This window comes from Streptomyces sp. NPDC056222, from assembly GCF_042264065.1.
In the GTDB taxonomy this organism is placed as follows: Bacteria; Actinomycetota; Actinomycetes; order Streptomycetales; family Streptomycetaceae; genus Streptomyces.
Map to the genome: position 1 here is coordinate 71719 of NZ_JBHJTL010000007.1, position 26418 is coordinate 98136.

Below are 26418 nucleotides of genomic sequence, written 5' to 3' on the forward strand. Positions count from 1 at the left end.
AGCCGCCCGGCTCCGTCAGGATGGGCGCATGGGATTCCATGTCGACTCCGAGGCCGGGCGTCTCCGCCGCGTCGTACTGCACCGGCCCGATCTGGAGCTGAAGCGGCTGACACCCTCCAACAAGGACGCTCTTCTCTTCGACGACGTGCTCTGGGTGCGCCGGGCCCGGCAGGAGCACGACGGATTCGCCGACGTACTGCGCGACCGGGGCGTCGAGGTCCATCTCTTCGGGGATCTCCTGCGGGAGTCGCTGGAGCTGCCCGCCGCCCGCAAGCTCGTCCTCGACCGGGTCTTCGACGAGAAGGAGTACGGCCCGCTGGCCGCCGACCATCTGCGCGCCGCCTTCGACTCCCTCGACGCCTCCGAACTCGTCGAGGCGCTGGTCGGCGGGATGACGAAGCGGGAGTTCCTGGCCGCGCACCGCGAGCCGACCTCGGTCCGCTTCCATGTCATGGACCTGGACGACTTCGTCCTCCGGCCGCTGCCCAACCACATCTTCACCCGGGACACCTCCGCCTGGATCTACGACGGCGTCTCCATCAACGCGATGCGCTGGCCCGCACGGCAACGCGAGACGGTCCACTTCGAGGCGATCTACAAGCACCATCCGCTCTTCACCGGACCCGAGGCGGGCACCTTCCACCACTGGTCGGAGGGACAGTCCGACTATCCGTCGACGATCGAGGGCGGGGACGTGCTCGTCATCGGCAACGGCGCCGTGCTCATCGGGATGAGCGAGCGCACCACCCCGCAGGCGGTGGAGATGCTGGCGCGCGGTCTGTTCGCGGCCGGTTCGGCCCGGACGATCGTCGCGCTGGACATGCCGAAGCGGCGCGCTTTCATGCACCTCGACACGGTGATGACGATGGTCGACCAGGACACCTTCACCCAGTACGCGGGGCTGGGAATGCTCCGCTCCTACACGATCGAACCGGGCGACGAGGGGCACTCGCTCCGGGTCACCGACCACCCTCCGGAGCAGATGCACAGCGCGATCGCCGCCGCGCTCGGACTGCAGGACATCCGCGTGCTGACGGCGACGCAGGACGTCCACGCGGCGGAGCGCGAGCAGTGGGACGACGGCTGCAACGTGCTCGCCGTCGAGCCGGGCGTGGTCGTGGCGTACGAGCGGAACGTCACGACCAACACGCATCTGCGCAAGCAGGGGATCGAGGTGATCGAGATCCCGGGAAGCGAGCTGGGGCGGGGCAGGGGCGGACCGCGCTGCATGAGCTGCCCGGTGGAGCGGGACGCGGTGTGACGACCCGGCCGGCTGTGCCGGGGAGCGGTGGACGGGGCGGCCGGTGGGGCGGGCGACGAGTGGGCCGCATCACTGTATATAAATGCTGATCGACGTATAGACTTCCAGGCGTTGACTCATCAGCCGTACCCGACCGTACCCAGGAGCACCCATGGCCACCGACCTCATCGGCCGCCACTTCCTCAAGGAGCTGGACTTCACCGCCGAGGAGTTCCGCGGTCTGATCGACCTGGCCGCCGAGCTGAAGGCGGCGAAGAAGGCGGGTAACGAGGTCCAGCGGCTGCGCGGCAAGAACATCGCCCTGATCTTCGAGAAGACCTCGACCCGGACCCGCTGTGCCTTCGAGGTCGCCGCCGCCGACCAGGGTGCCTCCACGACCTACCTCGACCCCTCCGGTTCGCAGATCGGGCACAAGGAGTCGGTCAAGGACACCGCCCGCGTCCTCGGCCGGATGTTCGACGGCATCGAGTACCGCGGCGACAGTCAGGCGCACGTCGAGGCGTTCGCCGCCCACGCGGGCGTCCCCGTCTTCAACGGACTGACGGACGACTGGCACCCCACCCAGATGCTCGCCGACGTCCTGACGATGACCGAGCACACGGACAAGCCCCTGGACGCCCTCACGTTCGCCTACCTCGGCGACGCCCGCTTCAACATGGGCAACAGCTACCTGGTCACCGGCGCCCTCCTCGGCATGGACGTGCGGATCGTCGCCCCCGAGGCGTACTGGCCGGGCGCGGAGATCGTCGCGGCCGCGCGGAAACTGGCCGAGACGAGCGGCGCGACGATCACGCTCACCGAGGACGTCGCCGCGGGCGTCCACAACGCCGACTTCGTCGCCACCGACGTCTGGGTCTCGATGGGTGAGCCCAAGGAGATCTGGGACGAGCGGATCGCCCACCTCGCCCCGTACTCCGTGACCATGGACGTCCTGCGCGCCACGGGGAAGTCGGACGTGAGGTTCCTGCACTGCCTGCCCGCCTTCCACGACCTGGGTACCGCCGTCGGTCGCGACATCCACGCCCGGCACGGGCTGACCGAGCTGGAGGTCTCCGACGAGGTCTTCGAGTCGGAGTACTCCGTCGTCTTCGACGAGGCCGAGAACCGGATGCACACGATCAAGGCGGTCCTGGTCGCGACGATGGCTCCCGCCCTCGGATAGCGATACGCCCGATTGGGTGGATATGTGCACCCGTGGTTACCATCGGTCGATTGGTGGGGTTCGAGCTCGCACGCTCGAACCCCACGCGTGTGTGACCCACGCGTGCGTGTGCGCGTGTGCTCGACCAGAGATGAGAACCACCGCATGTCCCCGTCCGCGTCGCGGATCAAATCCCCCCAGCAGCTGATCGCCGAATCCGGCGCGGACCTCGAGGGCCACGGCCTCAAGCGCACCATGGGCCTCTTCCAGCTCGTGTGCTTCGGCGTCGGCGCGATCGTCGGCACCGGTATCTTCGTCGGCCTCTCCGACAGCGTCGCCGAGGCCGGCCCCGCCGTCGTGATCTCGTTCGTCCTGGCCGCGGTCACCTGCATCTTCACCGCGCTGTCCTTCGCGGAGCTCGGCAGCGCGATCCCCGTCTCCGGATCGTCCTACTCGTTCGCCTACGCGAGCCTCGGCGAGCGCGTCGCCTTCCTCGTCGGCTGGTGTCTGCTCCTGGAGTACGGCGTCTCGGTGTCGGCGGTCGCGGTCGGCTGGAGCCAGTACCTCAACGAGCTGCTCGACAGCCTCGTCGGACTGCGGCTGCCCGCCGCGCTCTCCTCCGGCCCCGCCGACGGCGGCATGATCAACCTGCCCGCGGTGGTCGTCATCCTCCTCGCCGCCGTGCTGCTGGTGCGCGGGATCCGGGAGAGCGCCCGGGCGACGGCCGCGATGGCCGTCCTCAAGATCGGCGTCCTGATCCTCTTCTGCGCGATCGGTTTCACCGCCTTCCAGGACGGCAACCTCTCGCCGTTCGCGGGGCACGGCGCCGCCGGGATCACCGCGGGGGCCTCGCTGGCCTTCTTCTCGTACATCGGTTTCGACGCCATCACCACCGCCGGTGAAGAGGTGAAGAACCCCCGCCGCACCATCCCCCTCGCCATCCTCATCTGCATCGGCGTCGTCACGGTGCTCTACGGAGCGGTGGCGCTCTCCGCGATCGGCGCGCTCGGCGCCGACGCCGTCGGCGACAAGCCGGCCGCGCTCTCGCTCGTGGTCGACCAGGTCACCGGGTCGACGGTCGGCGGCGGGATCATCGCCTTCGGCGCGGTCGTCGCGATCGCGTCCGTCGTCCTCGCGGTGATGTACGGGCAGACCCGCATCCTGATGTCGATGTCCCGCGACGGACTCGTCCCCCGGGTCTTCGAGCGGGTCTCGCCGAAGAGCGCGACCCCGGTGGCCAACACCTGGATCGTGGCCGCCGTCTTCGCGGTCCCGGCCGCGTTCTCCTCGCTCGACGTGGTGGTCGGTCTGACGACGATCGGCACGCTCGCCGTCATGGCCGTCGTGAACGTCGCGGTGATCGTGCTGCGCCGCCGCGACCCGGAGCTGCCGCGCACCTTCCGGGTGCCGCTGTACCCGGTCAGCCCGCTGCTCGGCATCGCCTTCTGCCTGTATCTGATCTGGGGCACGGGCTGGGCGACCTGGGTGCAGTTCGCGGTCTTCCTCGCCGTCGGCGCGGTGGTGTACGCGGTCTACGGGCGCCGCAACTCGCGCCTGGTCACGGCCGCGCCGTCCGATGCGGCGGTGTCCGATGCCGCTCCGGCCGCCGGTGGGCCGACGGCGGCCGGAGGGGCGGACGCCATGCCGGCCGAGGTCGCCGGGGCCGCCGCTGTGCCGGTATCGCGAGAAGGGTGAACCAGACCGCCTTGCCGTGCGCGGTGGGGCGGTGGCCGCAGTCGCTGCTGAGCGCGCGGATGAGCAGCAGACCGGGCCGTGCTCCTGCCAGCTCGGCCCGGTCCTCAACGCCATCGTGTTCTGGGTGACGAAGTGCATCGACGCCGCCGTCGCCCAGCTCCGCGCCGAGGGCCACGAGATCCGCGACGAGGACATCGCCCGGTTCTCCCCGCTCAAGCACCGCAACCTGAACCTTCTCGGCCGCTACAGCTACACCGCAAGTGTCCCGGCCGCCGGTGCCCTGCGCCCGCTGCGCGACTCGGACGCACCGGAGCTGGCAGAGGACGACCGGAAGACGGCTTCTGACACCGACTCGCTGGTCATCCCGTCACTTCCGCGGCAACGCTTGGCTGCGGCCGGGTCCGCGTGCCCCAGCGGGCAAGAGATGGGCCAACAGCGCCCAGTGCCGCGAAGAACGCCGCCAGCAGCAGCCAGCCTGTCGTGCCGAGGCCGAGCACTACCGTGGTGAGGATCGCGGGGGCGAGAGCCTGGCCCGCGCTGAAGCCGAGACCGAGGACACCTTGGTACTGGCCCTGGGCGTGGTCTGGGGCAAGACCGAAGCCCAGGGCGAAGCCCGCAGACGACTCCCAGACCTCTCCCAGGCTGTGGACGAAGATCGCGGCCAGGACAAGTCCTGCCGCGGCCCAGACCGGGGTGTACGCCGCCAGCGCCATCATCGGGCAGCTGACGAGGAAGAGCAGCCCCGCCGTGCGAAACGCCCGGCCGCCGTCGTGCGGGGTCTCGATACGCGAGCCGATCCTGGTCTGCATCAGCACACAGAAGAGGGAGTTGACGGCGAACAGCGCGGCCACCGTCCAGCGCGGCGCTTCTGTGTGCTCGGAGATCCAGATCGGCAGGAGCAGGGAGACCACCGGGTACTGCAGTCCCATGGCCCCGTAGAGGGCGGTGAACGCCAGGAAGGGACGATCCGCGAAGACGAGCCAGCGACGCTGGCGCGGCGGCGCTGCCAGCACCGGATAGCGGGGCAGCAGGAGCAACAGCACCGCGCACAGGGCGAAGCTCGTCGCGTTGCCGAGGATCAGCGTGACATAGGCACCGCGGGTGTCCGCGGCCAGCGCCAGCCCCGCACCCACCGTTCCCAGGACGACGCCCAGGTTGACGAACGTGCGCAGCTTGGCACGGAACAGGGCCGGGCGCTCACCCCCGACCCGGACCACCAGTGCGCCCCACGCCGCCCCGCCGGCCGCCGCGGCGATCTGGTCGACCGTCGCGATGATCGTGAGCGCGGCCCAGCTCTCGACGAGGACGAGGGCCGCCATCGACACGGCCTGGACCGCGAGGGCCGACATCATGATCGTGCGCGCCCCTCGCCGATCTGCGAGATGCCCGCCTGGTATCCCCGCGCACAGCCCGATCACTCCGGCGATGGTGAGCGCGGCGCCGACCTGCACCGCAGGCAGGCCCACGACCAAGGTGAAGTAGAGCGCCGACGCCGCGTTGAACAGACCATTGCCGACTCGGTTGACGAAACTGGCGGCGACCAGCACGCGCTCCGGCCCACTGTCCCCCGTCATCCGGCCTATTCGACCCGCCAAGTCGCCCTTGATCATGGAAAGCACGCTAACAGCGGTCGCTGATCCAGCGGGAGTAGCACCAAGATCGCGTGCTCTGGTTCCGCCAGGGGCCCGAACCAGGACCGCGCCACCCCCCCCCCGAGGAATCTGTCGTCAAACGATCGTTTGGCGACAGGCGGGCAACCCTTCCAACGAACCCGTGCTGGATGCGCCATGTCGTGGGGTCAGTGGCTTCGACCACGGCAAGGTCCGATCGCGGGAGGGCGGAGGAGGGCGACGCGAGCCCGAGACGTCCCGCTTTCAGCCCTTCGAACCGTAAGAGTGAACGCCATGGGCACCCCCTCCCTCGCGACGAGGTCATGAGTCCCCGGTCGGCGGGGGCCTTCGGCGGTACGGTCCGGCCTCGCTTCTATCGCGCGCTCGTGACGACAGTCACAACACGGTGATACTCTCCGAACAGGAGGAAGGGAGGCCGTTCCGTATGAGCCCCTTTATCGGCTCCGCACCCCGCACCGAGCGCTGGCACCATCTGAGGCTGACCGTCGACGACGGCGTCGCCACCGTCACCCTCGCCCGCCCGGAGAAACTCAACGCGCTCACCTTCGGCGCCTACGCCGACCTGCGCGATCTGCTCGCCGAACTCTCCCGGGAACGGGCCGTCCGCGCGCTCGTCCTCGGCGGCGAGGGCCGGGGCTTCTGCTCCGGCGGCGACGTGGACGAGATCATCGGCGCGACGCTCTCCATGGACACGGCGCAGCTGCTCGACTTCAACCGGATGACCGGACAGGTCGTCCGAGCCATCCGGGAGTGCCCCTTCCCGGTGATCGCCGCCGTCCACGGCGTCGCGGCCGGGGCGGGCGCCGTCCTCGCCCTCGCCGCGGACTTCCGGATCGCCGACCCGAGCGCCCGCTTCGCGTTCCTCTTCACCCGCGTCGGACTCTCCGGCGGAGACATGGGCGCGGCCTATCTGCTGCCCCGGGTCGTCGGCCTCGGCCACGCCACCCGGCTGCTCATGCTCGGCGAACCCGTCCGCGCGCCCGAGGCCGAGCGGATCGGCCTGCTCAGCGAGCTCACCGAGGACGGTGGCGCCGACGCGCGCGCCGCCGAGCTGGCCCGTCGCCTCGCCGACGGTCCCGCCCTCGCCCACGCCCAGACCAAGGCCCTGCTCACCGCCGAGCTGGACATGCCCCTCGCGGCCTCCGTCGAACTGGACGCCAACACCCAGGCACTGCTGATGAACGGCGAGGACTACGCCGAGTTCCACGCGGCATTCACCGAGAAGCGGCCCCCGAAGTGGCAGGGGCGGTGACGGTGGGGCCCGCCCGGGACACCGCCACCGCGCCGGCTGGCCCCGGCACGGTCGGGCCGGAGGCGTCTGGGCTGGTGACGGGTGGACCGGGGACGCGCCGGCTGGAGACGTCCGGGCCGGAGACGTGCGGGCCGGAGATGGCGCCCGCCCGGCATGCCGCCGCCGCGCCGGTCGGCACCGGCGCGGTCGGGCCGGGGACGTGCGGGCCGGGGACGCTCCGGCCGGAGGCGGGCGGGCTGGAGACGCCCCGGCTGGAGAAGGCGCCCCCTCGGGACAGCGCCACCACCACGCCGGCCGGCCCCGGCTCGGTCGGGCCGGAGCCCTCCGGGCCGGAGCCGTCCGTGGTGGAGACGGGCGGGCCAGAGACGTCCGGGCCGGAAGCCCCCCGGCTGGAGACGGGCGGACCGGAGCCGTCCGGGCCGGAGACCCCCCGGCCGGAGACCCCCCGCCCGCAGGCCGAGCGCTCGGACGACGGAAGCCGGGCCGGTGCCCCGCTTCGTGTCGCGGTCGTCGGTGGCGGGCCCGGTGGGCTCTACGCCGCCGCGCTGCTCAAGCGGCTCGACCCCGAGCGCGAGATCACCGTCTGGGAGCGCAACGCCCCCGAGGACACCTTCGGCTTCGGCGTCGTCCTCTCCGACGAGACCCTCGGCGGGATCGAGCACGCCGACCCGGCCGTGTACCGCGCCCTCCAGGACGCGTTCGTCCGCTGGGACGACATCCACATCGCCCACCGCGGACACCTCCTCACCTCCACGGGCCACGGCTTCGCCGCCCTCGGCCGCCGCCGGCTCCTGGAGATCCTGCACGCCCGCTGCGCCGAGCTCGGCGTACAACTCCGCTTCCGGACCGAGGCGCCGCCCGCCGCCGTCCTCGCCGCCACGCACGACCTGGTCGTCGCCGCCGACGGCGTCCACAGCCGTACCCGCGACGCCCACGCGGACGTCTTCCGGCCCACGCTCACCACCCACCGCTGCCGGTACATCTGGCTCGCCGCCGACTTCGCCTTCGACGCCTTCCGCTTCGAGATCGCCGAGACCGAGTACGGCGTGATGCAGCTCCACGGCTACCCCTTCTCCGCCGACTCCTCCACCGTCATCGTGGAGATGCGCGAGGAGGTATGGCAGGCCGCGGGCTTCGACGAGCTGGACGAGTCGGAATCCACCGCCCGCTGCGCCAAGCTCTTCGCCGAGGCGCTCGGCGGCCGGGCCCTGCACTCCAACAACTCCTCCTGGACCGCGTTCCGTACCGTCGTCAACGAACGCTGGTCGCACGGCAACACCGTCCTCCTCGGCGACGCCGCCCACACCGCGCACTTCTCCATCGGCTCCGGCACCAAGCTCGCCGTCGAGGACGCCCTCGCGCTCGCCGCCTGCGTCGAGGAACAGCCCACCCTGGCCGAAGCGCTCGCCGCGTACGAGACGGAACGCCGGCCCGTCGTCGAATCCACCCAGCGCGCGGCGGCCGCCAGCCTGCGCTGGTTCGAGGAGCTCGACGGCTACCTCGACCAGCCGTCCCGGCAGTTCGCCTTCAACCTCCTCACCCGCAGCCGTCGCGTCACCCACGACAACCTGCGGCTGCGCGACCCCGCCTTCACCGGCTCCGTCGAGCGCGAATTCGGCTGCCCGCCCGATACCCCGCCGATGTTCACCCCGCTCCGGCTGCGCGGACTGACCCTCCGCAACCGGGTCGTCGTCTCCCCGATGGACATGTACGTCGCAGAGGACGGCCTCCCCGGCGACTTCCACCTCGTCCACCTCGGCGCGCGGGCGCTCGGCGGCGCCGGGCTCGTCATGACCGAGATGGTCTGTGTCGGCCCCGAGGGCCGGATCACCCCCGGCTGCACCGGCCTCTGGAACGACGAGCAGGAGGCGGCCTGGAGCAGGATCACCGCCTTCGTCCACGGCCGCTCGCCCGGCACCGCGATCGGCGTCCAGCTCGGCCACTCCGGCCGCAAGGGCTCCACCCGCAGGATGTGGGAGGGCATGGACCAGCCGCTCCCCGAGGGCAACTGGCCCCTGACCGCCGCGTCACCGCTGCCGTACCGGCCCGGTGTCAACCAGGTCCCGCACGCTCTGGACCGGTCCGGGATGACCGCCGTACGCGAGGAGTTCGCGGCCGCCGCCCGCCGGGCCGCCCGCTCCGACTTCGATCTGCTCGAACTGCACTGCGCCCACGGCTATCTGCTCTCCGGCTTCCTCTCCCCGCTGACCAACCGGCGCGACGACGCCTATGGCGGGGCGCTCGTGAACCGGCTGCGCTTCCCGCTCGAAGTCTTCGACGCCGTCCGTGAGGCGTGGCCCGACGACCGGCCGATGACCGTCCGCATCTCCGCCACCGACTGGGCGGAAGGGGGCACGACGGCCGAGGACGCGATCGAGATCGCCCGCGCCTTCGCCGCCCACGGCGCCGACGCGCTGGACGTCTCCACAGGCCAGGTGGTCCCCGACGAGCGCCCCGAGTACGGCCGTTCGTACCAGACCCCGTACGCCGACCGGATCCGCAACGCCCTCGCCGTCCCGGTGATCGCCGTCGGCGCGATCTCCTCCTGGGACGACGTGAACTCCCTCCTCCTGGCCGGCCGCGCCGATCTCTGCGCCCTGGCCCGGCCGCACCTCTACGACCCGCACTGGACCCTCCACGCGGCCGCCGACCAGAACTACCAGGGCCCGGCGGCCCCCTGGCCACCCCCGTACCGCGCCGGCAGCCGCACACCCCCGACGGGCCGCACGGACGCCCCGAAGCCGCGGCTCAGTCTGGGCTGACGTCGAGGCATTCGTGGCACAGGCACGGATCGGGGTGGGGGCCCGCGTGATGCGTGCGCCGCAGCTCCCGGGCCGTCCGCTCCAGTTCGACGGCCGCACGCGCGGCCGCTTCGGGCGTGCGCGGGAACCAGCCGGCGCCGCGGTGCCGCCGCAGCACCGCCGGCGTGTACACCAGGGTGGCGCGGAAGGTGTGCAGGTGCCGGGTGCCCGTGTCGATGGTGATCCACCGGCCGTTGTGCCGGCCACGGCCGACGGTGGTCAGCTGCTCGTTCCCCATGCCGGGGTAGGTGTCGACGACGTACACCTTCGTCCCGCCCTTGTACGCCTTGGTGCCGGGCCGCAGCTCCTGCCCGAGGTCACCCCACCGCCGCCACAGCACCACGTTCGCCGCGACCAGCCAGGCCGGTTCCATCGGCTCCCCGGGATCTGCACTCATGACCCCGTAGGACGATCGGAACCCCCGGAAGGTTGCGCCGGTTGCACGAAATCGGCGCCCCGGTCCCGGAGACTTTCGTGCAGCGCCGCGAACACCTCCGCCGAGCGGGCGCCGGGCCAGTCCTGCGGGAGCAGCTCGGCCGGCAGGACCGGGTCCGCGTACGGCAGGCGGCGCCAGGAGTCCAGGGCGAAGAGGTAGTCCCGGTAGGCGTCCTCCGCCGAGCCCGGGGAGGACGTCCAGGCCCGCAGCACCGGCTCGTGGGCCGAGAGGAACTCCTCGTGGAGCTTGGCGATCGACGGCAGGTCCCACCAGCGGCCCACCGCCTCCGCCGTCGCCGCGTAGCCCAGGTGCTCGCCCCGGAAGAGGTCCACGTACGCGGAGAGCTCCAGGCGCTCCAGGGTGTGGCGGGTCTCCTCGTACAGCCGCGCGGGGGCGATCCAGACGCCCGGGGCCGCCGTCCCGAAGCCCAGCCGCGCCAGCCGCGAGCGCAGCAGATGGCGCTTGTGGCGCTCGGCCTCCGGGACCGTGAAGACGGCGAGGACCCAGCCGTCGGACAGCTTGGGCACGGTACGGGTGTAGATCCGGCGGTCGCCGTCGTCCAGAAGCTGGCGCGCGTCGTCCGAGAGGGCGTATCCGGCCGCTCCGTCCGCCGTCCGGCGCGGCAGCAGCAGCCCCCGCCGCTTCAGCCGGGACACCGACGACCGCACAGAGGGCGCGTCCACGCCGAGCACCGCGAGGAGGCGGATCAGCTCGGCCACGGGCAACGGCTCCTCGCCCGGCGCGAGGCCACGGCCGTACGCGCCGTACAGCGAGACGATCAGGGAACGGGGGGTGTGCTGCTCGGCCACGTGATCACTCTAGGGGGTCTCCTCAGGCCCCGCGCGCAGCCGGAATCGCTGCAGCTTCCCCGTCGCCGTCCGTGGCAGCGCGTCCAGGAAGACGATCTTGCGGGGGCTCTTGTACGGCACCAGCCGGGCCCGGACGAACGCCCGCAGCGCCTCCGCCGTGTCCGCGTCGCGCGGCACCCCGTCCCGTACGACCGCGTACGCGACCACGATCTGGCCACGCAGCTCGTCCGGCTGACCCACCACCGCCGCCTCGACCACGTCCGGGTGGGAGAGCAGTGCCTCCTCGACCTGGGGGCCCGCGATGTTGAAACCGGCCGAGATGATCATGTCGTCGGCGCGGGCCACATAGCGGAAGTAGCCCTCCGTGTCGCGGACGTAGGTGTCGCCCGTGACGTTCCAGCCGTCGTGGACGTACTCGCTCTGCCGCGGGTCCGACAGATATCGGCAGCCGACGGGCCCGCGCACCGCGAGCAGGCCCTCCTCGCCGTCGGGGACCTCCGTGCCGGCCCGGTCGACCACCCGCGCCTGCCAGCCGGGCACGGGCCGTCCGGTCATGCCGGGGCGGATGTCGCCGTCGGCGGCCGAGATGAAGATATGGAGCAGTTCGGTCGCTCCGATGCCGTTGATGAGCTTCAGGCCGGTACGCCGGTGCCAGGCGTCCCAGGTCGCGGCGGGCAGGTTCTCGCCCGCCGACACGCACCGCCGCAGCGACCGCAGCGGGGTGATGTCGTACTCGTCGTGCCGGTCGATCTCCTCCAGCATCACCCGGTACGCGGTCGGCGCCGTGAACAGCACCGACACCCGGTGGTCCGCGATCGCCTGCAGCAGCTGCTTGGGCCCCGCCTGCTCGAGCAGCAGTGCGCTCGCCCCGGCGCGCAGGGGGAAGAGGACGAGCCCGCCGAGGCCGAAGGTGAAGCCGAGCGGGGGCGAGCCGGCGAAGACGTCGTCCGGCTCGGGGCGCAGGACGTGGGCCGAGAAGGTGTCGGCGACCGCGAGGACATCGCGATGGAAGTGCATGCACCCCTTGGGCCGACCGGTCGTTCCCGAGGTGAAGGCGATCAGGGCCACGTCGTCGGCGGCCGTCTCCACCGCCTCGTAGCTGTCCGGTCGGCCCATGGCGAGCGAGAGTAGATCGTCGGGGGAGTCCCCGCCGAAGGCGGTGATCCGCAGCCCCGGGACCTCGGCCTTCACCAGGTCGTCGACGCTCCTGATGTCGCACAGGGCGTGGGTGCAGCGGGCCATCTCGCACATCACGGCCAGTTCCTGGGCGCGCTGCTGGGCCAGGACGGTGACGGCGACCGCGCCCGCCTTCATCACGGCGAGCCAGCAGGCGGCCAGCCAGGGCGTGGTGGGGCCGCGCAGGAGCACTCGATTGCCCGGCAGGATGCCGAGATCGGAGGTCAGGACGTGCGCGATCCGGTTCACCCGTTCGCGCAGCTGTCCATATGTCCAGACATTCCCGTTGCCGTCCCGGAATGCCGGACGCTCCGTGCCGAATCGTTCCACCGTGCGGTCGAGCAGCTCCGCCCCGCAGTTGAGGCGCTCCGGGTAGGCCAGTTCCGGCAGATCGAAGAGCAGATGGGGCCAGTCGTCCGTGGGCGGCAGATGGTCGCGCGCGAACGTGTCGTGGTGGGCCGAGGGGGTCAGCTCCATGAGTTCGTCCCCTTGTCGTGGTGGGGTCGCCCATCGAGCGTATCGTGATGGTGACGACAGTCAACGGTGCGCGATAGAACTGATGCAGGCGAGCGAGCCAGACGGAGACAGGGGTCCGAATGTCCGTATTCTCACTCGATCCACGCCAGACCGCCCGGTGTGCCGAACTCCGCGCCCTCGCGGCCGACCGTCTGCGGCCGCTCGCCGAGAAGGGCGAGCCGGGCCGGGTCAACCGGCCCCTCGTCGCCGCCCTCGGCGAGCTCGGCCTGCTCGCCGGGCCCTTCGAGGCAGGCGCCCTCGACCTCTGCCTGCTGCGGGAATCCCTCGCCCACTCCTGTACGGAGGCCGAGACCGCCCTCGCCCTCCAGGGCCTCGGCGGCCACCCCGTCGCCGCCTTCGGCACGCCCGAGCAGCGGGCCCGCTGGCTCCCCGAGATCGTCGCGGGACGCGCCGTCGCGGCCTTCGCGCTCAGCGAGCCCGACGCCGGCTCCGACGCCGCCGCGCTCTCCCTTGAGGCGCGGCCCGACGGCGCGGGCGGCTGGCGCCTCCACGGCGAGAAGCGCTGGATCTCCAACGCGCCCGAGGCCGACTTCGCCACCGTCTTCGCCCGGACGACCCAGGGCGCCGGAGCCCGCGGCGTCACCGCCTTCCTCGTCCCCGCCGACCGCCCCGGCCTCTCCGGCACGCCCCTCGACATGCTCGCCCCGCACGCCATCGGCTCCCTCGTCTTCGACGGCGTCCCGGTCGGCCCGGCGGACGTCCTCGGCGAGACCGACCGGGGCTTCCGGGTCGCCATGACCACCCTCAATCGCTTCCGCCCCAGCGTCGGCGCCTTCGCCGTCGGCATGGCCCAGGCCGCCCTCGACGCGACCCTCGCCCACACCGCCGCCCGGCCCGCCTTCGGCGGCGTCCTCCGGGACCTCCAGGCCGTCTCCCACCAGGTCGCCGAGATGGCCACCCGCACGGAGGCCGCCCGCCTGCTCGTCTACGCGGCGGCAGCGGCGTACGACGCCGGCGCGGCCGACGTGCCCCGGCGCTCGGCGATGGCGAAACTCCTGGCCACCGAGACCGCGCAATACGTGGTCGATGCCGCCGTCCAGCTCCACGGCGCGCGGGCGCTGCAACGCGGCCATCTGCTGGAACACCTCTACCGGGAGGTGCGTGCACCACGCATCTACGAAGGGGCGACCGAGGTCCAGCGCACGATCATCGCCAAGGAGCTGTACGCCGAGGCCGAGGCCGCCGCAGCGCCGCCGGAACCCGCCACCGCCCGGCGGAACGGGGAGCCTCCCGTGACACCCGGGCCGCAGGCGGAACCCGCCGTGGCGCCCGAGTCGCCGCTGGAGCCTGCCGCTGAGAGGCCGCCCGCGGAGCCTGCCGCCACCGCGCCCGGGCCGCACGTGGAACCCGCCACCGAGAGGCCGCCCGCGGAGCCTGCCGTGGCGACCGAGTCGCTGCTGGAGCCTGTCGCCGGGGGGCCGCCCGCGGAGCCGCCCACCGGGCCCCGGTCGCCCGCCGAGCCCGCCGTCGTCGCCGAGTCGCCGAAGGAGTCGTCCCGATGAGCCTGCACCGGCACAACCCCGCCGCACTGTCCCCGCCCACCGGCTTCTCCCACGCCGTGACCGCCACCGGCACCCGGCTGGTCTTCCTCGCCGGGCAGACCAGCCTCGACCGCGACGGCAAGGTGGTGGGGGAGACCCTGCCCGAGCAGTTCGAGACCGCGCTCACCAACCTCCTCACCGCCCTGCGCCACGCCGGCGGCACCGCCCGCGATCTCGCCCGCGTCACCGTCTACGCCACGGATGTCGCCGCCTACCGCGCCCATGCCCATGAACTCGGCGCGATCTGGCGGAGGTTGGCGGGCCGCGACTATCCCGCGATGGCCGTGATCGGAGTCGTACGGTTGTGGGACGATCAGGCCCAGGTGGAGCTGGACGGCTTCGCGGTCGTGGAGTAGGGCCGGACGAACAGGGGGAGCTGTGCCGGAGATCGAGCTGACCGCCGGAACCGTCGCGTACGAGGACACCGGCGGCCCCGGCCCCGTGCTCGTCCTGCTGCACGGGCTGGTCCACGACGCCACCGTCTGGCGCAAGGTCGTCGCCGAACTCGCCCCGGACTACCGGGTGGTGGCCCCGACCCTCCCGTACGGCTCCCACCGCACCCCGATGAATCCGGACGTGCCGCTGTCGCCCGACAGCGTCGTCGACCTGATCGCCGAACTCCTCGACCGGCTCGACCTCACCGATGTCACGCTCGTCGAGAGCGACTGCGGACGCGCCCAGACCGTCGCCGTCCGCCACCCCGAACGGCTCGCAGGGCTCGTCCTGATCTCCTGCGAGGCCTTCGACAACTACCCTCCCGGCGCACCCGGAAAGATGATCGACCTGGCCTGCCGCATCCCGGGGGGAGTCCTCCTGATGGCCCGGGTCCTCGGCCTGAAGCCGCTGCGCCGGCTGCCCGTCGGTCTCGGCGCGCTGACCAAACGGCCCGTGCCCGAGGCGGTCGCCGACGGCTGGCTGCGGCCCCTGCGCACCGACCCCGCGATCCGCGACGACTTCCGCCGCTACTGCCTCGCCGTCCGCAAGGACGAACTCCTCCGGGCCGCAGAGGGGCTGCGGACGTTCGACAGCCCCGCGCTCGTCGTCTGGGCCGTCGACGACCTGATGATGCCGCGCGAGCACGGCCGCCGGCTCGCCGAACTCCTGCCCCGGGGGCGGCTCGTCGAGATCGAGGACAGCAGGACGCTCGTCGCCGAGGACCAGCCCGAACGGCTCGCGAAGGAGCTGCGCGCCTTCGTCGCGGAGGCCTCCGCGGGCGGGGCTTGATCAACTGGTCAGCCGCCGGACCCGGGCTTAATGTCGAAAGGGTGGACTGACCGGCCCACGGCTCCCCCACACCAGGCGAGGGGCGCGATGCGCCATGAGTACCCCGAAGCCGACGACTCCGGCGGAGACCACAGCGCACGGGAAGCACGGTGATGGCAAGGGCATCGCCCTGTTCGTGATCGCCTCCTGCCAGCTGATGGTCGTTCTCGACATCACGATCGTCAACATCGCGTTGCCGCACATCCAGAGCTCGCTGGATTTCTCCACGACCAGCCTGTCGTGGGTCGTCAACGCCTACACGCTGACCTTCGGCGGACTGCTGCTCCTCGGCGGACGAGCCGGTGACATCCTCGGCCGCCGCCGTGTCTTCATGTTCGGCATCCTGCTCTTCGGATTCGCCTCGCTGCTCTGCGGGCTGGCCCAGAACGACTGGCAACTCCTCGCCGCCCGGGCGCTCCAGGGCGTCGGCGGCGCCATCGCCTCCCCGACCTCGCTCTCCCTGATCACCACGAACTTCGAAGAAGGCCCGGAACGCAACCGGGCGTTCGGCGTGTTCGCGGCCGTCTCCGCGGGCGGCGGTGCGATCGGGCTCGTCGCCGGCGGACTGCTCGTCGAATGGCTCGACTGGCGCTGGATCTTCTTCGTCAACGTGCCGATCGCGCTGCTCATCGCGTTCCTCACGCCCCGCCACATCAAGGAGTCCGAGCGGCACCCCGGCCACTTCGACTTCACCGGAGCGTTCACCTCCACCCTCGGCATGGTGGCGCTGGTGTACGGGTTCATCCGCGCCTCCCAGGAGGGCTGGCGCGACCCGTGGACGCTCGCCTCGTTCGGCGCGGCGGTCGTCCTGCTGCTCCTGTTCATCCTGGTGGAGCGCCGCTCCCGGCAGCCGATCACCCCGCTGCACATGTTCGCCGACCGCAACCGGGCGGGCACGTATGCCATCATGCTCTGCCTGGCCGCGGCGATCTTCGGGATGTTCTTCTTCCTGACGCTCTGGGTGCAGGGCGTCCTGCACTTCAGCCCGTTGAAGACCGGCCTCGCGTTCCTGCCCGTCAGCGCGATCATCGCGGTCGGCGCCGGGTGCGCCTCCCAGCTGCTGCCAAAGTTCGGGCCGAAACCCTTCATGGTCGTCGGCTCGCTCCTGTCGGCGGCCGGCCTGTCCTGGCTGACCCTGACCAACGTCGACTCCACCTACCTGGGCAGCATCCTGGGCCCGATCCTCGTCTTCGGCATGGGCATGGGCCTGATGTTCGTCTCGCTGACCATCATGGCGCTGTCCAATGTCGAGCAGCGGGAGGCGGGCGCCGCGTCCGGACTGCTCAACGCCACCCAGCAGGTGGGCGGTTCGCTCGGCCTGTCGATCCTGGTGACCGTCTTCGGCACGGCCAGCCGCAACGAGGCACAGGATCAGATACCGATCTTCCTCTCCCAGGCGGGCCCCCTGGAGAAGGCCCAGTTCGCCAAGACCGGCCAACTACCCCCGCCCTACGCCGACGAGGTCCTGACGGCCGGCGTCTCGTCCGGCTTCATCACGGCGGCGGCCTTCTCCATCGTGGCGTTCTTCATAGCCCTGTTCGTGATCCAGGTCCGAGCCTCGGACATCGAACGCCTCAAGGGCGGCATGGGACCCCCCGGGATGGGCTGAGCCGCCGGCCCGCGCGCGGCGCGGCCCGATGCCCCGGAAACCGCACCGTGTGGCGTGTCAGGCCCGGTGCCCGGCAGAGGGACGGACGGTGCGATCCTCGGCCGCCTCCATGAGAGTCCCGTCCCGATCGGTGAGCTGCTCCATGTCCTTGAACACTTTCTCCAGCGCCATGCGCAAGCCGAGTTCCCGACCTTCTCGATACGCGTCTGCGTACTCGGTCTCGCCGAGTGCCTGGCGGGCGCGATCGAGGCCGCGCTCACGGTGTGCGGCCATGGCGGCGAAACCGAAGAGTCGAGGAACGCCGGACGGGTGCCAGACACGATCCGCGGCTCCCAGCACGAGGGCCGCCGAGCGCGCGCCGCCGCAGGAGGCGAGCACCCACGCCAGCGTCTCGCTCAGTGTCGCCTCTCCCATGTGCTCGTCGATCTCCCAGGCATGTCGGAGCGCGCGTCGGAGGAGAACGAGTGCCTCCTTCGCCCGCCCCGTCTCCCCGTGTTCGATGGCGAGCGCCCACAACAGATAGCAGCGGTGCCAGGTGTCCCCTCGCTCCTCGGACATGGCGAGCGCCTGTTCGAGCAGCGTGATGGAGCGGGCATGGTCTCCTTGGATGACGGCCGAGAAGCCGAGTTGGGCGATGCACTGCGGTTGCGTCAGCAACATCGGGGACCAGTGTCCTGCAGCCAGCGCGGACAGCGCGTAGCGTTCGGATCCCTCGGTGTCCTCGGTCATCATCGCCGCCAGGCCGCGCAGTTGCAGGAACGCCGCGGTGAGTTCGGCCCTCGTCACCTCGTACGCCGTGACGTCCGCCGCCGGCACGTGGGACAGAGCCTGTTCGCCCCGGCCGATCATCTCGTGGGCGCCGGTGCGGTCTCCGTGGAGGAGCAGCAGAAAGCCCGCGACCCATACGGCTCGACACCAGGTGAGGGTGGACTCCGGATGAGGCGGGAGCGGGTGCCGCTCGATGATCTTTCGCATCCATTGTGCGCCCTCTCCCACATGACCCGAGGTGAGGCAGTGCAGCCAGAAGGCGAGGGACGCGCGCAGCACCGTCTCCGCGGGCTCTCCGGCCGCCTGGGGCGCCGTCACGATCTGCCGCAGATTGGCGTGCTCGGAGCGTAGGCGCCGCAACCAGTCGGCCTCTTCGGACGAGCCGTATGCGGCTCCTGCCTGTGCGGCGAGGCCCAGGTACCAGGCGCGGTGGCGGCGCAGCGCGTACTGCGCACGGTCGTTCTCCGCGAGGCGCTCCTGCCCGTAGGCCCGGACGGTCTCCAGCATGTACAGACGGCTGTGGCCGCCTGTTTCCGCCCTGGTGAGCACCGACTTGTCCACGAGCCCGGCCAGGGCTTCGAAAGCCTCGTCAGCAGGGGTGGCCTCCCGTGATCCGTATGCCGCGGTGCGACCGCAGAGCTGCTCGGCGTCGGTGAGCAGGACGCCGCCGGAGCAGAGGGACAGCTGCTCCCAGGCGGCCCGCTCGGCGTCGGTGCACAGCTCGTAACTCCAGTCGAAGAGTGCGCGCAGGGCATGGTGACGAGGATGAGCCATGCGGTCGCGGCCGCCGGGGCCGAGCAGGCGGAACCGGTGATCGAGCCGTTCCAGAAGTTCTTCGGGAGTCAGGGTGCGTAACCGTCGCGCGGCGATCTCCAGCGCGAGGGGCAGCCCGTCCAGCTTTCGGCACACTCGGGCGACCGTGTGCCGGTTCGCCTCGGTGATCCGGAAGCCGGGGGAGGCGGCCCTGGCTCGGTCGGCGAAGAGGGTCACGGCCGGTGAGGTCGCGTGGAACCCGCCCTCGGCACCGGCTTCGTCGAGATGGCCGTCTCCCAGGGCGGGCAGGGCCAGCGGTTCCACCTGCAGCACGTGCTCCTCCCCGATGTCGAGGGGCTGCCGACTGGTGGTGAGGACATGGAGCTCCGGCAGGAGCGTGAGCAGGGCGCGGGCGGTTCGGGCGCTCGCGTCCAGGACGTGCTCACAGTTGTCGAGCAGGAGGAGTACGCCACGTCCGTGCAGAGCCGTGGCGAGTTCGTCCAGTGGGTCCTGCTCGGCGGAGGTGTGTACGCCGACCGCTGCGGCGACCGCCGCCGCGACGGAGTCGCCGCCGCCGACGTCGGCCAGCTCCACGCAGTATTGACCGTCCTTGAACCGGTCGGCCACCTGACGGACGAGACGTCTGGCGAGCCGCGTCTTGCCCACACCGCCGACTCCGGCCAGCGTGACCAGTCGGCAGCGCTCGATCAGTGCGCTGCCCGCGGTGAGTTCGGCCTCGCGGCCCACGAAACTCGTGACTTCCTCCGGGCCGGAGTCGTGCGGGGCGATCGCGGCAGCTTTCCGGTCCACCTCCGGACCGAAAAGGTCGTGCCGCACAACCTCCCAACGCTCTTCCCACGGGTCCGGATCCGCGCCACAGGCACGGACGTATGCCAGGAGCACCTGGCGGGTCGGGAGTCGATGCCCGGCAGCGGCCTGAGAAAGGGTGCTGGCCGCGAAATGAGCCACGTCGGCCATCTCCATGTAGGTCAGGCCGGCCCTTTCGCGCAGCTCACGCAGACCCAGTGCGAAGCGTTCGAGCGGGCCGGCCTGCGGATCGAGCGGCTGTTCCCGACGTCCCGGCTTGCCTGCCAAGTTGATTCACCTTTCAAGGTGCTTGGTTCGATGATCGGTTGATTATGGCTGCCCGCTCAGCGTGGTGAACATCCCGACCACCCCCGATGCTCGAGATCGACCGGTCTCCCGACAGTGACGAAGAGGGGATTCACCATGTGGAACAAGTGCCAGCGCTGCGACGGCAAGGGGCAGTGCACCACTTGCGACGGAAGCGGATACCGCGGCGTGTGGAAGTGCGACAGCTGCCGCGGCAGTGGTGACTGCAAGGCCTGCGACGGCCGTGGCTGATCGCGTGAATGCCGCGGATTGAACCGCTCACACCGTCGGATACCGAATGCCCGGGCCCTTCCCGCGCCACACACGGCTGAGGAAGGGCCTGAAGGTGCACCGCTTTTCCAAAGCCTCTTGATGTACGGCTATTCACGCGCACGGGGAAATGAGATGTCGAAGCGAGTTCTTTGTGGGTCCCTGGTATGCCTGGGAACGCTGGTCGGTGTGGGGCTTGCCTCCTGGGCATTCCTCGGAGACCTGGATCAGGTTGATCAGGTGGCGAGTGTGTGCGGAGCGATCGCGGGCGTCGTCGCGGCCGTTGTGCCGCTGGTGATTCTCCTGAGAACTCCGAGCAGCCCACCCACGGTGATCACCATGCGCGCCGGGCGTGGCTCGCTCCTCGCCCAGGGAAGCATCGAGCGGTCACACGCCCGTGTGCCTCGTGGCGGCTCGTCGCAGGTCGACGTCGGTGAAGAAGTGCACATGGCGGCGGGCGACGGATCCGTCCTCTCCGGTGCCGACCTCCGCGATGTGACAGCGGGAGAGGACGCCGGCAACTCATGACAGCCGAACCGGATTCCCACGCATCTGTCGACCGGATGGGGGCTGTGCCGCCCCCTCCCGCTCATCCGCCCTCCACCGCATTCACCGCGGGTGACGGGGCGCTGCTGGCCGGCCACGACATCACCGACCCGGTCACCGGCCCGTCGATCGGCCGGGACAACTGGGGCACCGTCGTGGGCCGGGACATCAACAACACGACCAAGAAGGGTGGGCGCTGGTGGATCGCGCTCGCGGCCGTGCTGTTGACCGTCACGGGCGGAGGCGTCTACTGGGCCACGCAGGGAGCCGGGGACTCCGTCCTCGATGTCGGAGCACAGCCGGGTGAGCCCGGTGTCCATGACACGTGGGCCACCACGTCCGAGGCGGTGCGAAAGGGTGACGGGGAGACCATGTGCGCCCTCATGACGCCGGAGTACCGCAAGAAGCTGGAGGACATGGTCCCGGACAAGTGCGCCAAGGCGGTGGGGGAACTCTTCGCCGGCTCGGAGTCCTCGACGCTGAACGACGCGGCGTCCGGCAGTCTGCGGGAGGTGACGGTGCAGGGGGAGTGGGCAGAGGTCGTGCAGGTGCGGCCGGGCGATGCGGAGCCGTCCTACAGCTACATGGAGCGCTTCGGCGACCGATGGCGCTGGTCGCACCGGGTCCTCTTCGCGGAGTTCCACCCTGACGAGTGCCCGGGGGGCGGCTGGAGCGAAGGCGGATCGCAGGATCCCAAGTGCGGCGTGGAGTCGTTGTTCCCGTCCGACGCCTCCGGGCAGTAGCCGGCCGGCGGAAGTCCCACGGCTGCCGACGCACCCCTCCGAACCGGCAGGTACGCGGTTCGAAGGGGTGCCGGCGGTTCTCGACGAGCCCTCAGATGTCCCGGAAGATCTCGATCTGCGCCCCCACCGAGTTCAGGCGCTCCGCCAGCTCCTCGTAGCCCCGGTTGATGACGTAGACGTTCCGCAGGACCGACGTGCCCTCCGCCGCCATCATCGCCAGGAGGACCACCACCGCGGGGCGCAGGGCCGGGGGGCACATCATTTCGGCGGCGCGCCAGCGGGTCGGGCCCTCGACCAGGACGCGGTGGGGGTCGAGGAGTTGGAGGCGGCCGCCCAGGCGGTTGAGGTCCGTGAGGTAGATCGCGCGGTTGTCGTAGACCCAGTCGTGGATCAGGGTCTTGCCCTGGGCCGTCGCCGCGATGGCCGCGAAGAACGGCACGTTGTCGATGTTGAGGCCGGGGAACGGCATCGGGTGGATCTTGTCGATCGGCGCCTCCAGCTTGGAGGGGCGGACCGTCAGGTCGACCAGACGCGTACGGCCGTTGTCGGCCGCGTACTCCGGCGAGCGGTCGTGGTCGAGGCCCATCTCCTCCAGGACCGCGAGCTCGATCTCCATGAACTCGATCGGTACGCGGCGGATCGTCAGCTCCGACTCGGTCACCACGGCCGCGGCCAGCAGGCTCATCGCCTCGACCGGGTCCTCGGAGGGGGAGTAGTCCACGTCCACGTCGATCTGCGGCACGCCGTGCACGGTCAGCGTGGTCGTGCCGATGCCGTCCACCCGTACGCCCAGCGCCTCCAGGAAGAAGCACAGGTCCTGGACCATGTAGTTGGAGGAGGCGTTGCGGATGACGGTCACCCCGTCGTGGCGGGCGGCGGCCAGCAGCGCGTTCTCGGTCACGGTGTCGCCGCGCTCGGTCAGCACGATCGGGCGGTCGGGCACGACGGACGACTCCACCTGCGCGTGGTAGAGGCCCTCGGTGGCGGTGATGTCCAGACCGAAGCGGCGCAGCGCGATCATGTGCGGCTCGATGGTGCGCGTACCGAGGTCGCAGCCGCCCGCGTAGGGCAGCTTGAAGCGGTCGAGGCGGTGCAGCAGCGGGCCGAGGAACATGATGATGGAACGCGTGCGGATCGCGGCCTCGGCGTCGATCGAGTCCATGTCCAGCTCGGCCGGCGGCACGATCTCCAGGTCGACGCCGTCGTTGATCCAACGGGTGCGCACCCCGATGGAGTTGAGGACTTCCAGGAGCCGGAAGACCTCCTCGATGCGGGCGACACGGCGCAGGACCGTGCGGCCCTTGTTGAGGAGGGTGGCGCAGAGCAGCGCGACACAGGCGTTCTTGCTCGTCTTGACGTCGATGGCGCCGGAGAGCCGGCGGCGGCCGACGACCCGCAGATGCATGGGGCCGGCATAACCCAGAGACACGATCTCGCTGTCGAGCGCTTCGCCGATGCGTGCGATCATCTCAAGGCTGATGTTCTGGTTGCCGCGTTCGATCCGGTTGACCGCGCTCTGGCTGGTGGCCAGGGCCTCTGCGAGCTGCGTCTGGGTCCAGCCGCGGTGCTGGCGGGCGTCACGGATGAGCTTGCCGATGCGTACGAGGTAGTCGTCTGCCATGCCGTCACGTTATCTCAGATATGAGATGTGTCTTGCGAGGGGGTGGGCCGTCAGGGTGACGCGCTGTGCGCCGTGGGGTGACGCGGTTCATAGAGCGGCAGTTCGGCCCCGCTCGGCATCCGTACGGCGGCGAGCAGTCCCCAGCCCTGGTCGCTGATGGGCCGTGAGACCTCCACCCCACGGTCCTCCAGGGTGGTCAGCGTGCCCGTGATGTCCTCGCACATCAGGTAGAACTCGTGCTTCGGCTCGCCCGTCGTGGGGTGGACCGCGAGCTCCGCCGGTGGCAGCCGGAAGATGAGCCAGCCGCCACCCGCGTCGACATGGTCGAAGCCCAGGACGTCCTTGACGAAGGCCCGGTCGGCCTCCGCGTCCGGGGTGTAGAGGATCACATGCGCGCCGCTGAACATGGTCCGATCCTCGGCCCCTCGTGCGGCCGCGGCAATTCCTCCGCGGCCGTACGAGGGTGGGGGTGGGCCTGTCAGTTCGCGCCGCAGCCGCAGGCCCGGTGGCGGCCGCCGTGCACCGCCGCGTACGCCGAAGGCCGTGGCGCCGACACCGCGCGGGCCAGTCCGGCGGACGCCGTACGGCCCGACATGGAGTCGGCGTCGTGCACCACGCGGCCCCCGACCAGCGTGAGTCGCACCGCGGTGTCGCTGATGTCCGCGACCGGACATTTCGTTACATCCCTGTCGAGAACCACCAGATCGGCGGCCCGCCCCTCCCGGATCGTCCCGGTCTCCCCGTCCATGCGCAGCTGCCAGGCCGTGCCGTACGTGTGCATCCGCAGAGCCGAGGTGCGGCTGAGCCCCTCCAGCTCCCGGTGCAGCGGGCCCTCGCCGTGCGCCCCCTGCCGGTCGATCGCCGTCCGGATCTGGTTCCACACCTGGAGCGCGTCCACCGGCCAGTCCGAGCCGGCCGAGAGCCGCGCGCCATGGCGCTCCAGCGAGCGCGCCGGGTACATCCATCGGTGCCGCTCGGGCCCGATGTACGGCAGGAGCGCCTCCATCGTCCAGGTGTCCCGGGCCGCCCACTGCAGCTGCATGCAGGCCGCGACGCCCAGTTCGGCGAAGCGCCGCAGATCGGCCGGGTTCACCAGCTGAAGGTGCGCGACGGCGTTGCGCGCGTCACGCAGCCCGGTGGTGCGGCGGGCGTACGCGTAACCGTCGAGCGCCGTACGCACGGCACGGTCGCCGAGGCCATGGGCGTGCAGCTGCCACCCGGCCCGGTTGAACGCTGCCGTCAGCCGGCCGTAGTCACGCCCGGAAACATACAGTTCGCCCCGATTGGTGGTCGGTCGTCCCTCGCCGTCCAGATACGGCTCGATCAGCGCCGCCGTCTGCGCCGGGTACTCGATCACCCCGTCCAGGAACACCTTGATCATCCCGAAGCGGAGCCCGCGCACGCCCCCGAACTCCCGGCGCAGCCCCCGGGCGTACGCGAGGGCGGCCGCCGGGTCCTTCGCCTGCTCCGAGTCGATCCTGATCGCCGGGACGATCCGCTGCGGCAGCTTCCCCGCCGCCGACAGTGCCTGATACGTGCCCAGCTCACCGCGCCCGACCCAGGCGTCCATCATCGTGGTGACCCCGGAGGCCGCCGCCCGGCCGAGCACCCGGGCGCACGCCTCGACCAGCTCGGCCTCGCTCGGCTCCGGGATGTGCCGGGTCACCAGCGGCTGGGCGTCGTCCTTGAGCACCCCGGTCGGCCTGCCGTCCTGCCCCTTCACGATCTTCCCGCCCACCGGGTCGGGAGTGGCGGCCGTGATGCCGGCGATCTCCAGAGCGCGGGCGTTGACCCAGATGTTGTGGCCGTCGCCGCCGACCAGCGCGACCGGGCGGCGGGTCGGCAGGGTGTCCAGCAGCGAGTGGTGGGGGAGGGTGCCCTGCGGCAGCAGACCGACCGGATTCCAGTCCTCCACGACCAGCCAGCCGTCCGGCTCCTGGCCCGGGGTGTCCTTCAGGAAGCCGGTCAGGATCGCGAGGAGCTCCTCCTTCGTCGTCTCCGCGCCTTCGAGGGAGGGCCGCAGCGAGCGGCTGCCCGCACCCAGGGGATGGACGTGACCGTCGTGTATCCCGCTCATCACGGTCGCCCCGCGCGCGTCGACGACCTCGGTGTCCCGGCCGACGAGCCGGCGCAACTCGTTGCCCCGCCCGGTGGCCAGGATCCGGCCGTCGCGCCCGACGGCCACCGCCTCGACGGGACGGCCGCCGGGCAGGCCGGTGAACACCCGCGCGTTGTGCACGACCAAGGACGCGGACCGGGGGCGCGAGCCCGCCGCGGCGGGGCCGGCGGCGATCCCGACGAGACCTGCCGCACCGGCGGCGGCGAGAACGGTGCGTCGACTCAGGGAAGAAGTCATGACCACTCCAAAGATTGGCTGTGGCCGGACGTTCGCTGATTAACGTCATAACCAGTACCCTCCCCGGCCTGCGAAATCCGTACGATGGCGCGCATGTCAGGGCCCACCCTCACCGACATCGCCCGCGCGGCGGAGGTGTCCACCGCCACGGTGTCCCACGCCCTCAACGGCACGGGCCGGCTCGGTGAGTCCACACGACGCAGGGTCCGCGAGGTCGCAGCGGCCCTCGGCTACGGATCGCGCCGGACGCCGCTCACCCGCACCGGAACCCTCGGTCTCGCCGTCACCACGTACGCGGGCGAGCCCTGGAACTACCTCGAAGTACCCTACTTCTCCCGCCTGTTGACCGCCGCCACCGCCACCGCGCACGCCCATGGCTACGCCCTGACGGTCCTCCCCGCGGCGCGCGGCGGCGAGACCCTGTGGCACACCCTGACCGTCGACGGAATGCTCCTGCTCGACAGCCCCGACGGCGATCCGGTCCTGCGCGCCCTGCGGGCGCGGGGCATCCCCGTGGTCTTCGACGGCCGCCCCGCCGACCCGCGCCCCGACGACATCTGGGTCGACAACGACCACGCCACGACCACCCGGGAGGTCCTCGACCACCTGGCGGCCGCCGGCGCGCACCGGATCGCGCTGCACGCCGGATTCGGCCGCGAGTACTACACGGGCGCGGTGACCCGGGCCTACGAACAGTGGTGCGGGGAGCGGGGCCACGCCCCGCAGGTGATCGCCTTCGACCCGGACGACGCGCCCGGCCACGCCTTCGACCGGGTCTTCGCCGACCGAGCCTGCGACGCCGTCCACTCCGTCTACGACCCCGGCGGCCGCCAGGTCCACGCGGCGGCGGCCCGCCACGGTCTGCGGATCCCCGACGACCTGCTCCTGGTCTGTGCCAGCGAGGACCCGGCCTACGCCGAGGCCGACCCGCCGGTGACCACGGTGACGCTGCGGCCGGAGGCCATCGCGGAGACCGCCGTCACGACCCTGGTCGCCCGTCTCGACCCCGCACTCCCCGACCCCGAGCCGGGCGGTCTGACGATCCCGGCCCTGCTCCGCCCGCGTGCTTCGTCCCGCCCCAGGAGCCGGTGACGCC

19 protein-coding genes and 3 pseudogenes are annotated in these 26418 nt (G+C 71.3%); 13 read left to right on the forward strand and 9 right to left on the reverse strand.

From position 1 onward, the window contains the following. The first annotated feature begins 28 nt into the window (after positions 1–28). The 3 genes from ACFC0D_RS05725 to ACFC0D_RS05735 all read left to right on the forward strand — a co-directional run bounded on the left by ACFC0D_RS05725 (position 29) and on the right by ACFC0D_RS05735 (position 4097). Complete coding sequence (locus ACFC0D_RS05725) at positions 29–1261, forward strand: arginine deiminase (protein ID WP_376431387.1); 1233 nt, start codon at positions 29–31, stop codon at positions 1259–1261. A 151-nt stretch (positions 1262–1412) separates the two neighbouring features. Then, on the forward strand, positions 1413–2423 hold the full coding sequence (gene argF, locus ACFC0D_RS05730; protein WP_376431389.1) for an ornithine carbamoyltransferase: 1011 nt from the start codon (positions 1413–1415) through the stop codon (positions 2421–2423). A 144-nt stretch (positions 2424–2567) separates the two neighbouring features. Then, complete coding sequence (locus ACFC0D_RS05735) at positions 2568–4097, forward strand: amino acid permease (RefSeq protein WP_376431391.1); 1530 nt, start codon at positions 2568–2570, stop codon at positions 4095–4097. Here ACFC0D_RS05735 and ACFC0D_RS05740 read toward each other — a convergent pair. Continuing rightward, positions 4063–4187: pseudogene (locus tag ACFC0D_RS05740) on the reverse strand (ATP-binding protein); the annotation flags it as partial. The gene ACFC0D_RS05735 and the pseudogene ACFC0D_RS05740 overlap by 35 nt on opposite strands. 1 nt (position 4188) lies before the next feature. On the opposite strand from ACFC0D_RS05740, the pseudogene ACFC0D_RS05745 reads away from it, so the two are divergent. Then, positions 4189–4425, forward strand: a pseudogene (locus ACFC0D_RS05745) (Tn3 family transposase); the annotation flags it as partial. Positions 4426–4456: 31 nt separating this feature from the next. On the opposite strand, the gene ACFC0D_RS05750 reads toward ACFC0D_RS05745, so the two are convergent. After that, the gene (locus ACFC0D_RS05750; RefSeq protein ID WP_376431393.1) at positions 4457–5707 is read right to left on the reverse strand and encodes an MFS transporter; all 1251 of its coding nucleotides are present in this window, start codon (positions 5705–5707) and stop codon (positions 4457–4459) included. A 445-nt stretch (positions 5708–6152) separates the two neighbouring features. Between ACFC0D_RS05750 and ACFC0D_RS05755 the strand changes: the two genes are divergently transcribed. Together ACFC0D_RS05755 and ACFC0D_RS05760 are read left to right on the forward strand one after the other, a co-directional pair. Continuing rightward, positions 6153–6980, forward strand: coding sequence for an enoyl-CoA hydratase family protein (locus ACFC0D_RS05755; protein WP_376431395.1), 828 nt, complete (start codon positions 6153–6155; stop codon positions 6978–6980). A gap of 74 nt (positions 6981–7054) precedes the next feature. Continuing rightward, the gene (locus ACFC0D_RS05760) at positions 7055–9742 is read left to right on the forward strand and encodes a bifunctional salicylyl-CoA 5-hydroxylase/oxidoreductase (RefSeq protein ID WP_376431397.1); all 2688 of its coding nucleotides are present in this window, start codon (positions 7055–7057) and stop codon (positions 9740–9742) included. On the opposite strand, the gene ACFC0D_RS05765 is transcribed toward ACFC0D_RS05760, so the two are convergent. From ACFC0D_RS05765 to ACFC0D_RS05775, 3 genes are read right to left on the reverse strand one after another with little or no spacing between them, the layout of a single operon-like run. Next, a complete protein-coding gene (locus ACFC0D_RS05765) occupies positions 9729–10178 on the reverse strand; it encodes a hypothetical protein (protein WP_376431399.1) in 450 nt (149 codons plus the stop codon). The two genes, ACFC0D_RS05760 and ACFC0D_RS05765, sit on opposite strands and share 14 nt — an antisense overlap. After that, positions 10175–11026, reverse strand: a complete 852-nt coding sequence (locus ACFC0D_RS05770; protein ID WP_376431401.1) for a PaaX family transcriptional regulator C-terminal domain-containing protein — start codon at positions 11024–11026, stop codon at positions 10175–10177. The genes ACFC0D_RS05765 and ACFC0D_RS05770 overlap by 4 nt, the downstream gene beginning before the upstream one ends. A gap of 9 nt (positions 11027–11035) precedes the next feature. After that, positions 11036–12679: an AMP-binding protein gene (locus tag ACFC0D_RS05775; protein ID WP_376431403.1), complete on the reverse strand. Its 1644-nt coding sequence runs from the start codon at positions 12677–12679 to the stop codon at positions 11036–11038. A 119-nt stretch (positions 12680–12798) separates the two neighbouring features. Here ACFC0D_RS05775 and ACFC0D_RS05780 point away from each other — a divergent pair. The 4 genes and pseudogenes from ACFC0D_RS05780 to ACFC0D_RS05795 all read left to right on the forward strand — a co-directional run. Continuing rightward, a pseudogene (locus ACFC0D_RS05780) lies at positions 12799–13920 on the forward strand (acyl-CoA dehydrogenase family protein); the annotation flags it as partial. Between the two features lie 317 nt (positions 13921–14237). Beyond that, entirely contained in the window at positions 14238–14636 is a 399-nt protein-coding gene (locus ACFC0D_RS05785) for a RidA family protein (RefSeq protein ID WP_376431405.1), read from the forward strand. A gap of 22 nt (positions 14637–14658) precedes the next feature. Then, positions 14659–15504 carry an alpha/beta fold hydrolase gene (locus tag ACFC0D_RS05790; protein ID WP_376431407.1) on the forward strand — a complete coding sequence of 282 codons (846 nt, stop codon included), beginning with the start codon at positions 14659–14661 and terminating at the stop codon, positions 15502–15504. Positions 15505–15598: 94 nt separating this feature from the next. Beyond that, positions 15599–17152: an MFS transporter gene (locus ACFC0D_RS05795; protein WP_376431409.1), complete on the forward strand. Its 1554-nt coding sequence runs from the start codon at positions 15599–15601 to the stop codon at positions 17150–17152. Positions 17153–17209: 57 nt separating this feature from the next. Here ACFC0D_RS05795 and ACFC0D_RS05800 read toward each other — a convergent pair whose 3' ends face one another. Then, on the reverse strand, positions 17210–19768 hold the full coding sequence (locus tag ACFC0D_RS05800) for a helix-turn-helix domain-containing protein (protein WP_376431411.1): 2559 nt from the start codon (positions 19766–19768) through the stop codon (positions 17210–17212). Positions 19769–20245: 477 nt separating this feature from the next. On the opposite strand from ACFC0D_RS05800, the gene ACFC0D_RS05805 reads away from it, so the two are divergent. Together ACFC0D_RS05805 and ACFC0D_RS05810 are read left to right on the forward strand one after the other, a co-directional pair. Then, positions 20246–20584 (forward strand): hypothetical protein, encoded by a 339-nt coding sequence (locus tag ACFC0D_RS05805; protein ID WP_376431413.1) that lies wholly within the window; start codon positions 20246–20248, stop codon positions 20582–20584. Next, positions 20581–21345, forward strand: a complete 765-nt coding sequence (locus tag ACFC0D_RS05810; protein ID WP_376431415.1) for a hypothetical protein — start codon at positions 20581–20583, stop codon at positions 21343–21345. The genes ACFC0D_RS05805 and ACFC0D_RS05810 overlap by 4 nt, the downstream gene beginning before the upstream one ends. Before the next feature lie 91 nt (positions 21346–21436). On the opposite strand, the gene ACFC0D_RS05815 is transcribed toward ACFC0D_RS05810, so the two are convergent. The 3 genes from ACFC0D_RS05815 to ACFC0D_RS05825 form a co-directional block, all read right to left on the reverse strand. Continuing rightward, positions 21437–22966 (reverse strand): helix-turn-helix domain-containing protein, encoded by a 1530-nt coding sequence (locus ACFC0D_RS05815; RefSeq protein ID WP_376431417.1) that lies wholly within the window; start codon positions 22964–22966, stop codon positions 21437–21439. Positions 22967–23016: 50 nt separating this feature from the next. Beyond that, entirely contained in the window at positions 23017–23373 is a 357-nt protein-coding gene (locus ACFC0D_RS05820; protein WP_376431419.1) for a VOC family protein, read from the reverse strand. Between the two features lie 71 nt (positions 23374–23444). Beyond that, positions 23445–25322, reverse strand: coding sequence for an amidohydrolase (locus ACFC0D_RS05825; protein ID WP_376431421.1), 1878 nt, complete (start codon positions 25320–25322; stop codon positions 23445–23447). A gap of 93 nt (positions 25323–25415) precedes the next feature. On the opposite strand from ACFC0D_RS05825, the gene ACFC0D_RS05830 reads away from it, so the two are divergent. Then, positions 25416–26414, forward strand: coding sequence for a LacI family DNA-binding transcriptional regulator (locus tag ACFC0D_RS05830; RefSeq protein WP_376431423.1), 999 nt, complete (start codon positions 25416–25418; stop codon positions 26412–26414). The last annotated feature ends 4 nt before the right edge of the window (positions 26415–26418 follow it).

Excerpts from the sequence above, each read along its gene's own strand:
- ACFC0D_RS05735 (WP_376431391.1), top strand. The coding sequence starts at position 2,568 with ATGTCCCCGTCCGCGTCGCGGATCAAATCCCCCCAGCAGCTGATCGCC.
- ACFC0D_RS05830 (WP_376431423.1), top strand. The coding sequence starts at position 25,416 with ATGTCAGGGCCCACCCTCACCGACATCGCCCGCGCGGCGGAGGTGTCC.
- ACFC0D_RS05750 (WP_376431393.1), bottom strand. The coding sequence starts at position 5,707 with ATGATCAAGGGCGACTTGGCGGGTCGAATAGGCCGGATGACGGGGGAC.
- ACFC0D_RS05765 (WP_376431399.1), bottom strand. The coding sequence starts at position 10,178 with ATGAGTGCAGATCCCGGGGAGCCGATGGAACCGGCCTGGCTGGTCGCG.
- ACFC0D_RS05815 (WP_376431417.1), bottom strand. The coding sequence starts at position 22,966 with ATGGCAGACGACTACCTCGTACGCATCGGCAAGCTCATCCGTGACGCC.
- ACFC0D_RS05755 (WP_376431395.1), top strand. The coding sequence starts at position 6,153 with ATGAGCCCCTTTATCGGCTCCGCACCCCGCACCGAGCGCTGGCACCAT.
- ACFC0D_RS05795 (WP_376431409.1), top strand. The coding sequence starts at position 15,599 with ATGAGTACCCCGAAGCCGACGACTCCGGCGGAGACCACAGCGCACGGG.
- ACFC0D_RS05825 (WP_376431421.1), bottom strand. The coding sequence starts at position 25,322 with ATGACTTCTTCCCTGAGTCGACGCACCGTTCTCGCCGCCGCCGGTGCG.
- argF (WP_376431389.1), top strand. The coding sequence starts at position 1,413 with ATGGCCACCGACCTCATCGGCCGCCACTTCCTCAAGGAGCTGGACTTC.
- ACFC0D_RS05785 (WP_376431405.1), top strand. The coding sequence starts at position 14,238 with ATGAGCCTGCACCGGCACAACCCCGCCGCACTGTCCCCGCCCACCGGC.
- ACFC0D_RS05775 (WP_376431403.1), bottom strand. The coding sequence starts at position 12,679 with ATGGAGCTGACCCCCTCGGCCCACCACGACACGTTCGCGCGCGACCAT.
- ACFC0D_RS05810 (WP_376431415.1), top strand. The coding sequence starts at position 20,581 with ATGACAGCCGAACCGGATTCCCACGCATCTGTCGACCGGATGGGGGCT.
- ACFC0D_RS05725 (WP_376431387.1), top strand. The coding sequence starts at position 29 with ATGGGATTCCATGTCGACTCCGAGGCCGGGCGTCTCCGCCGCGTCGTA.
- ACFC0D_RS05820 (WP_376431419.1), bottom strand. The coding sequence starts at position 23,373 with ATGTTCAGCGGCGCGCATGTGATCCTCTACACCCCGGACGCGGAGGCC.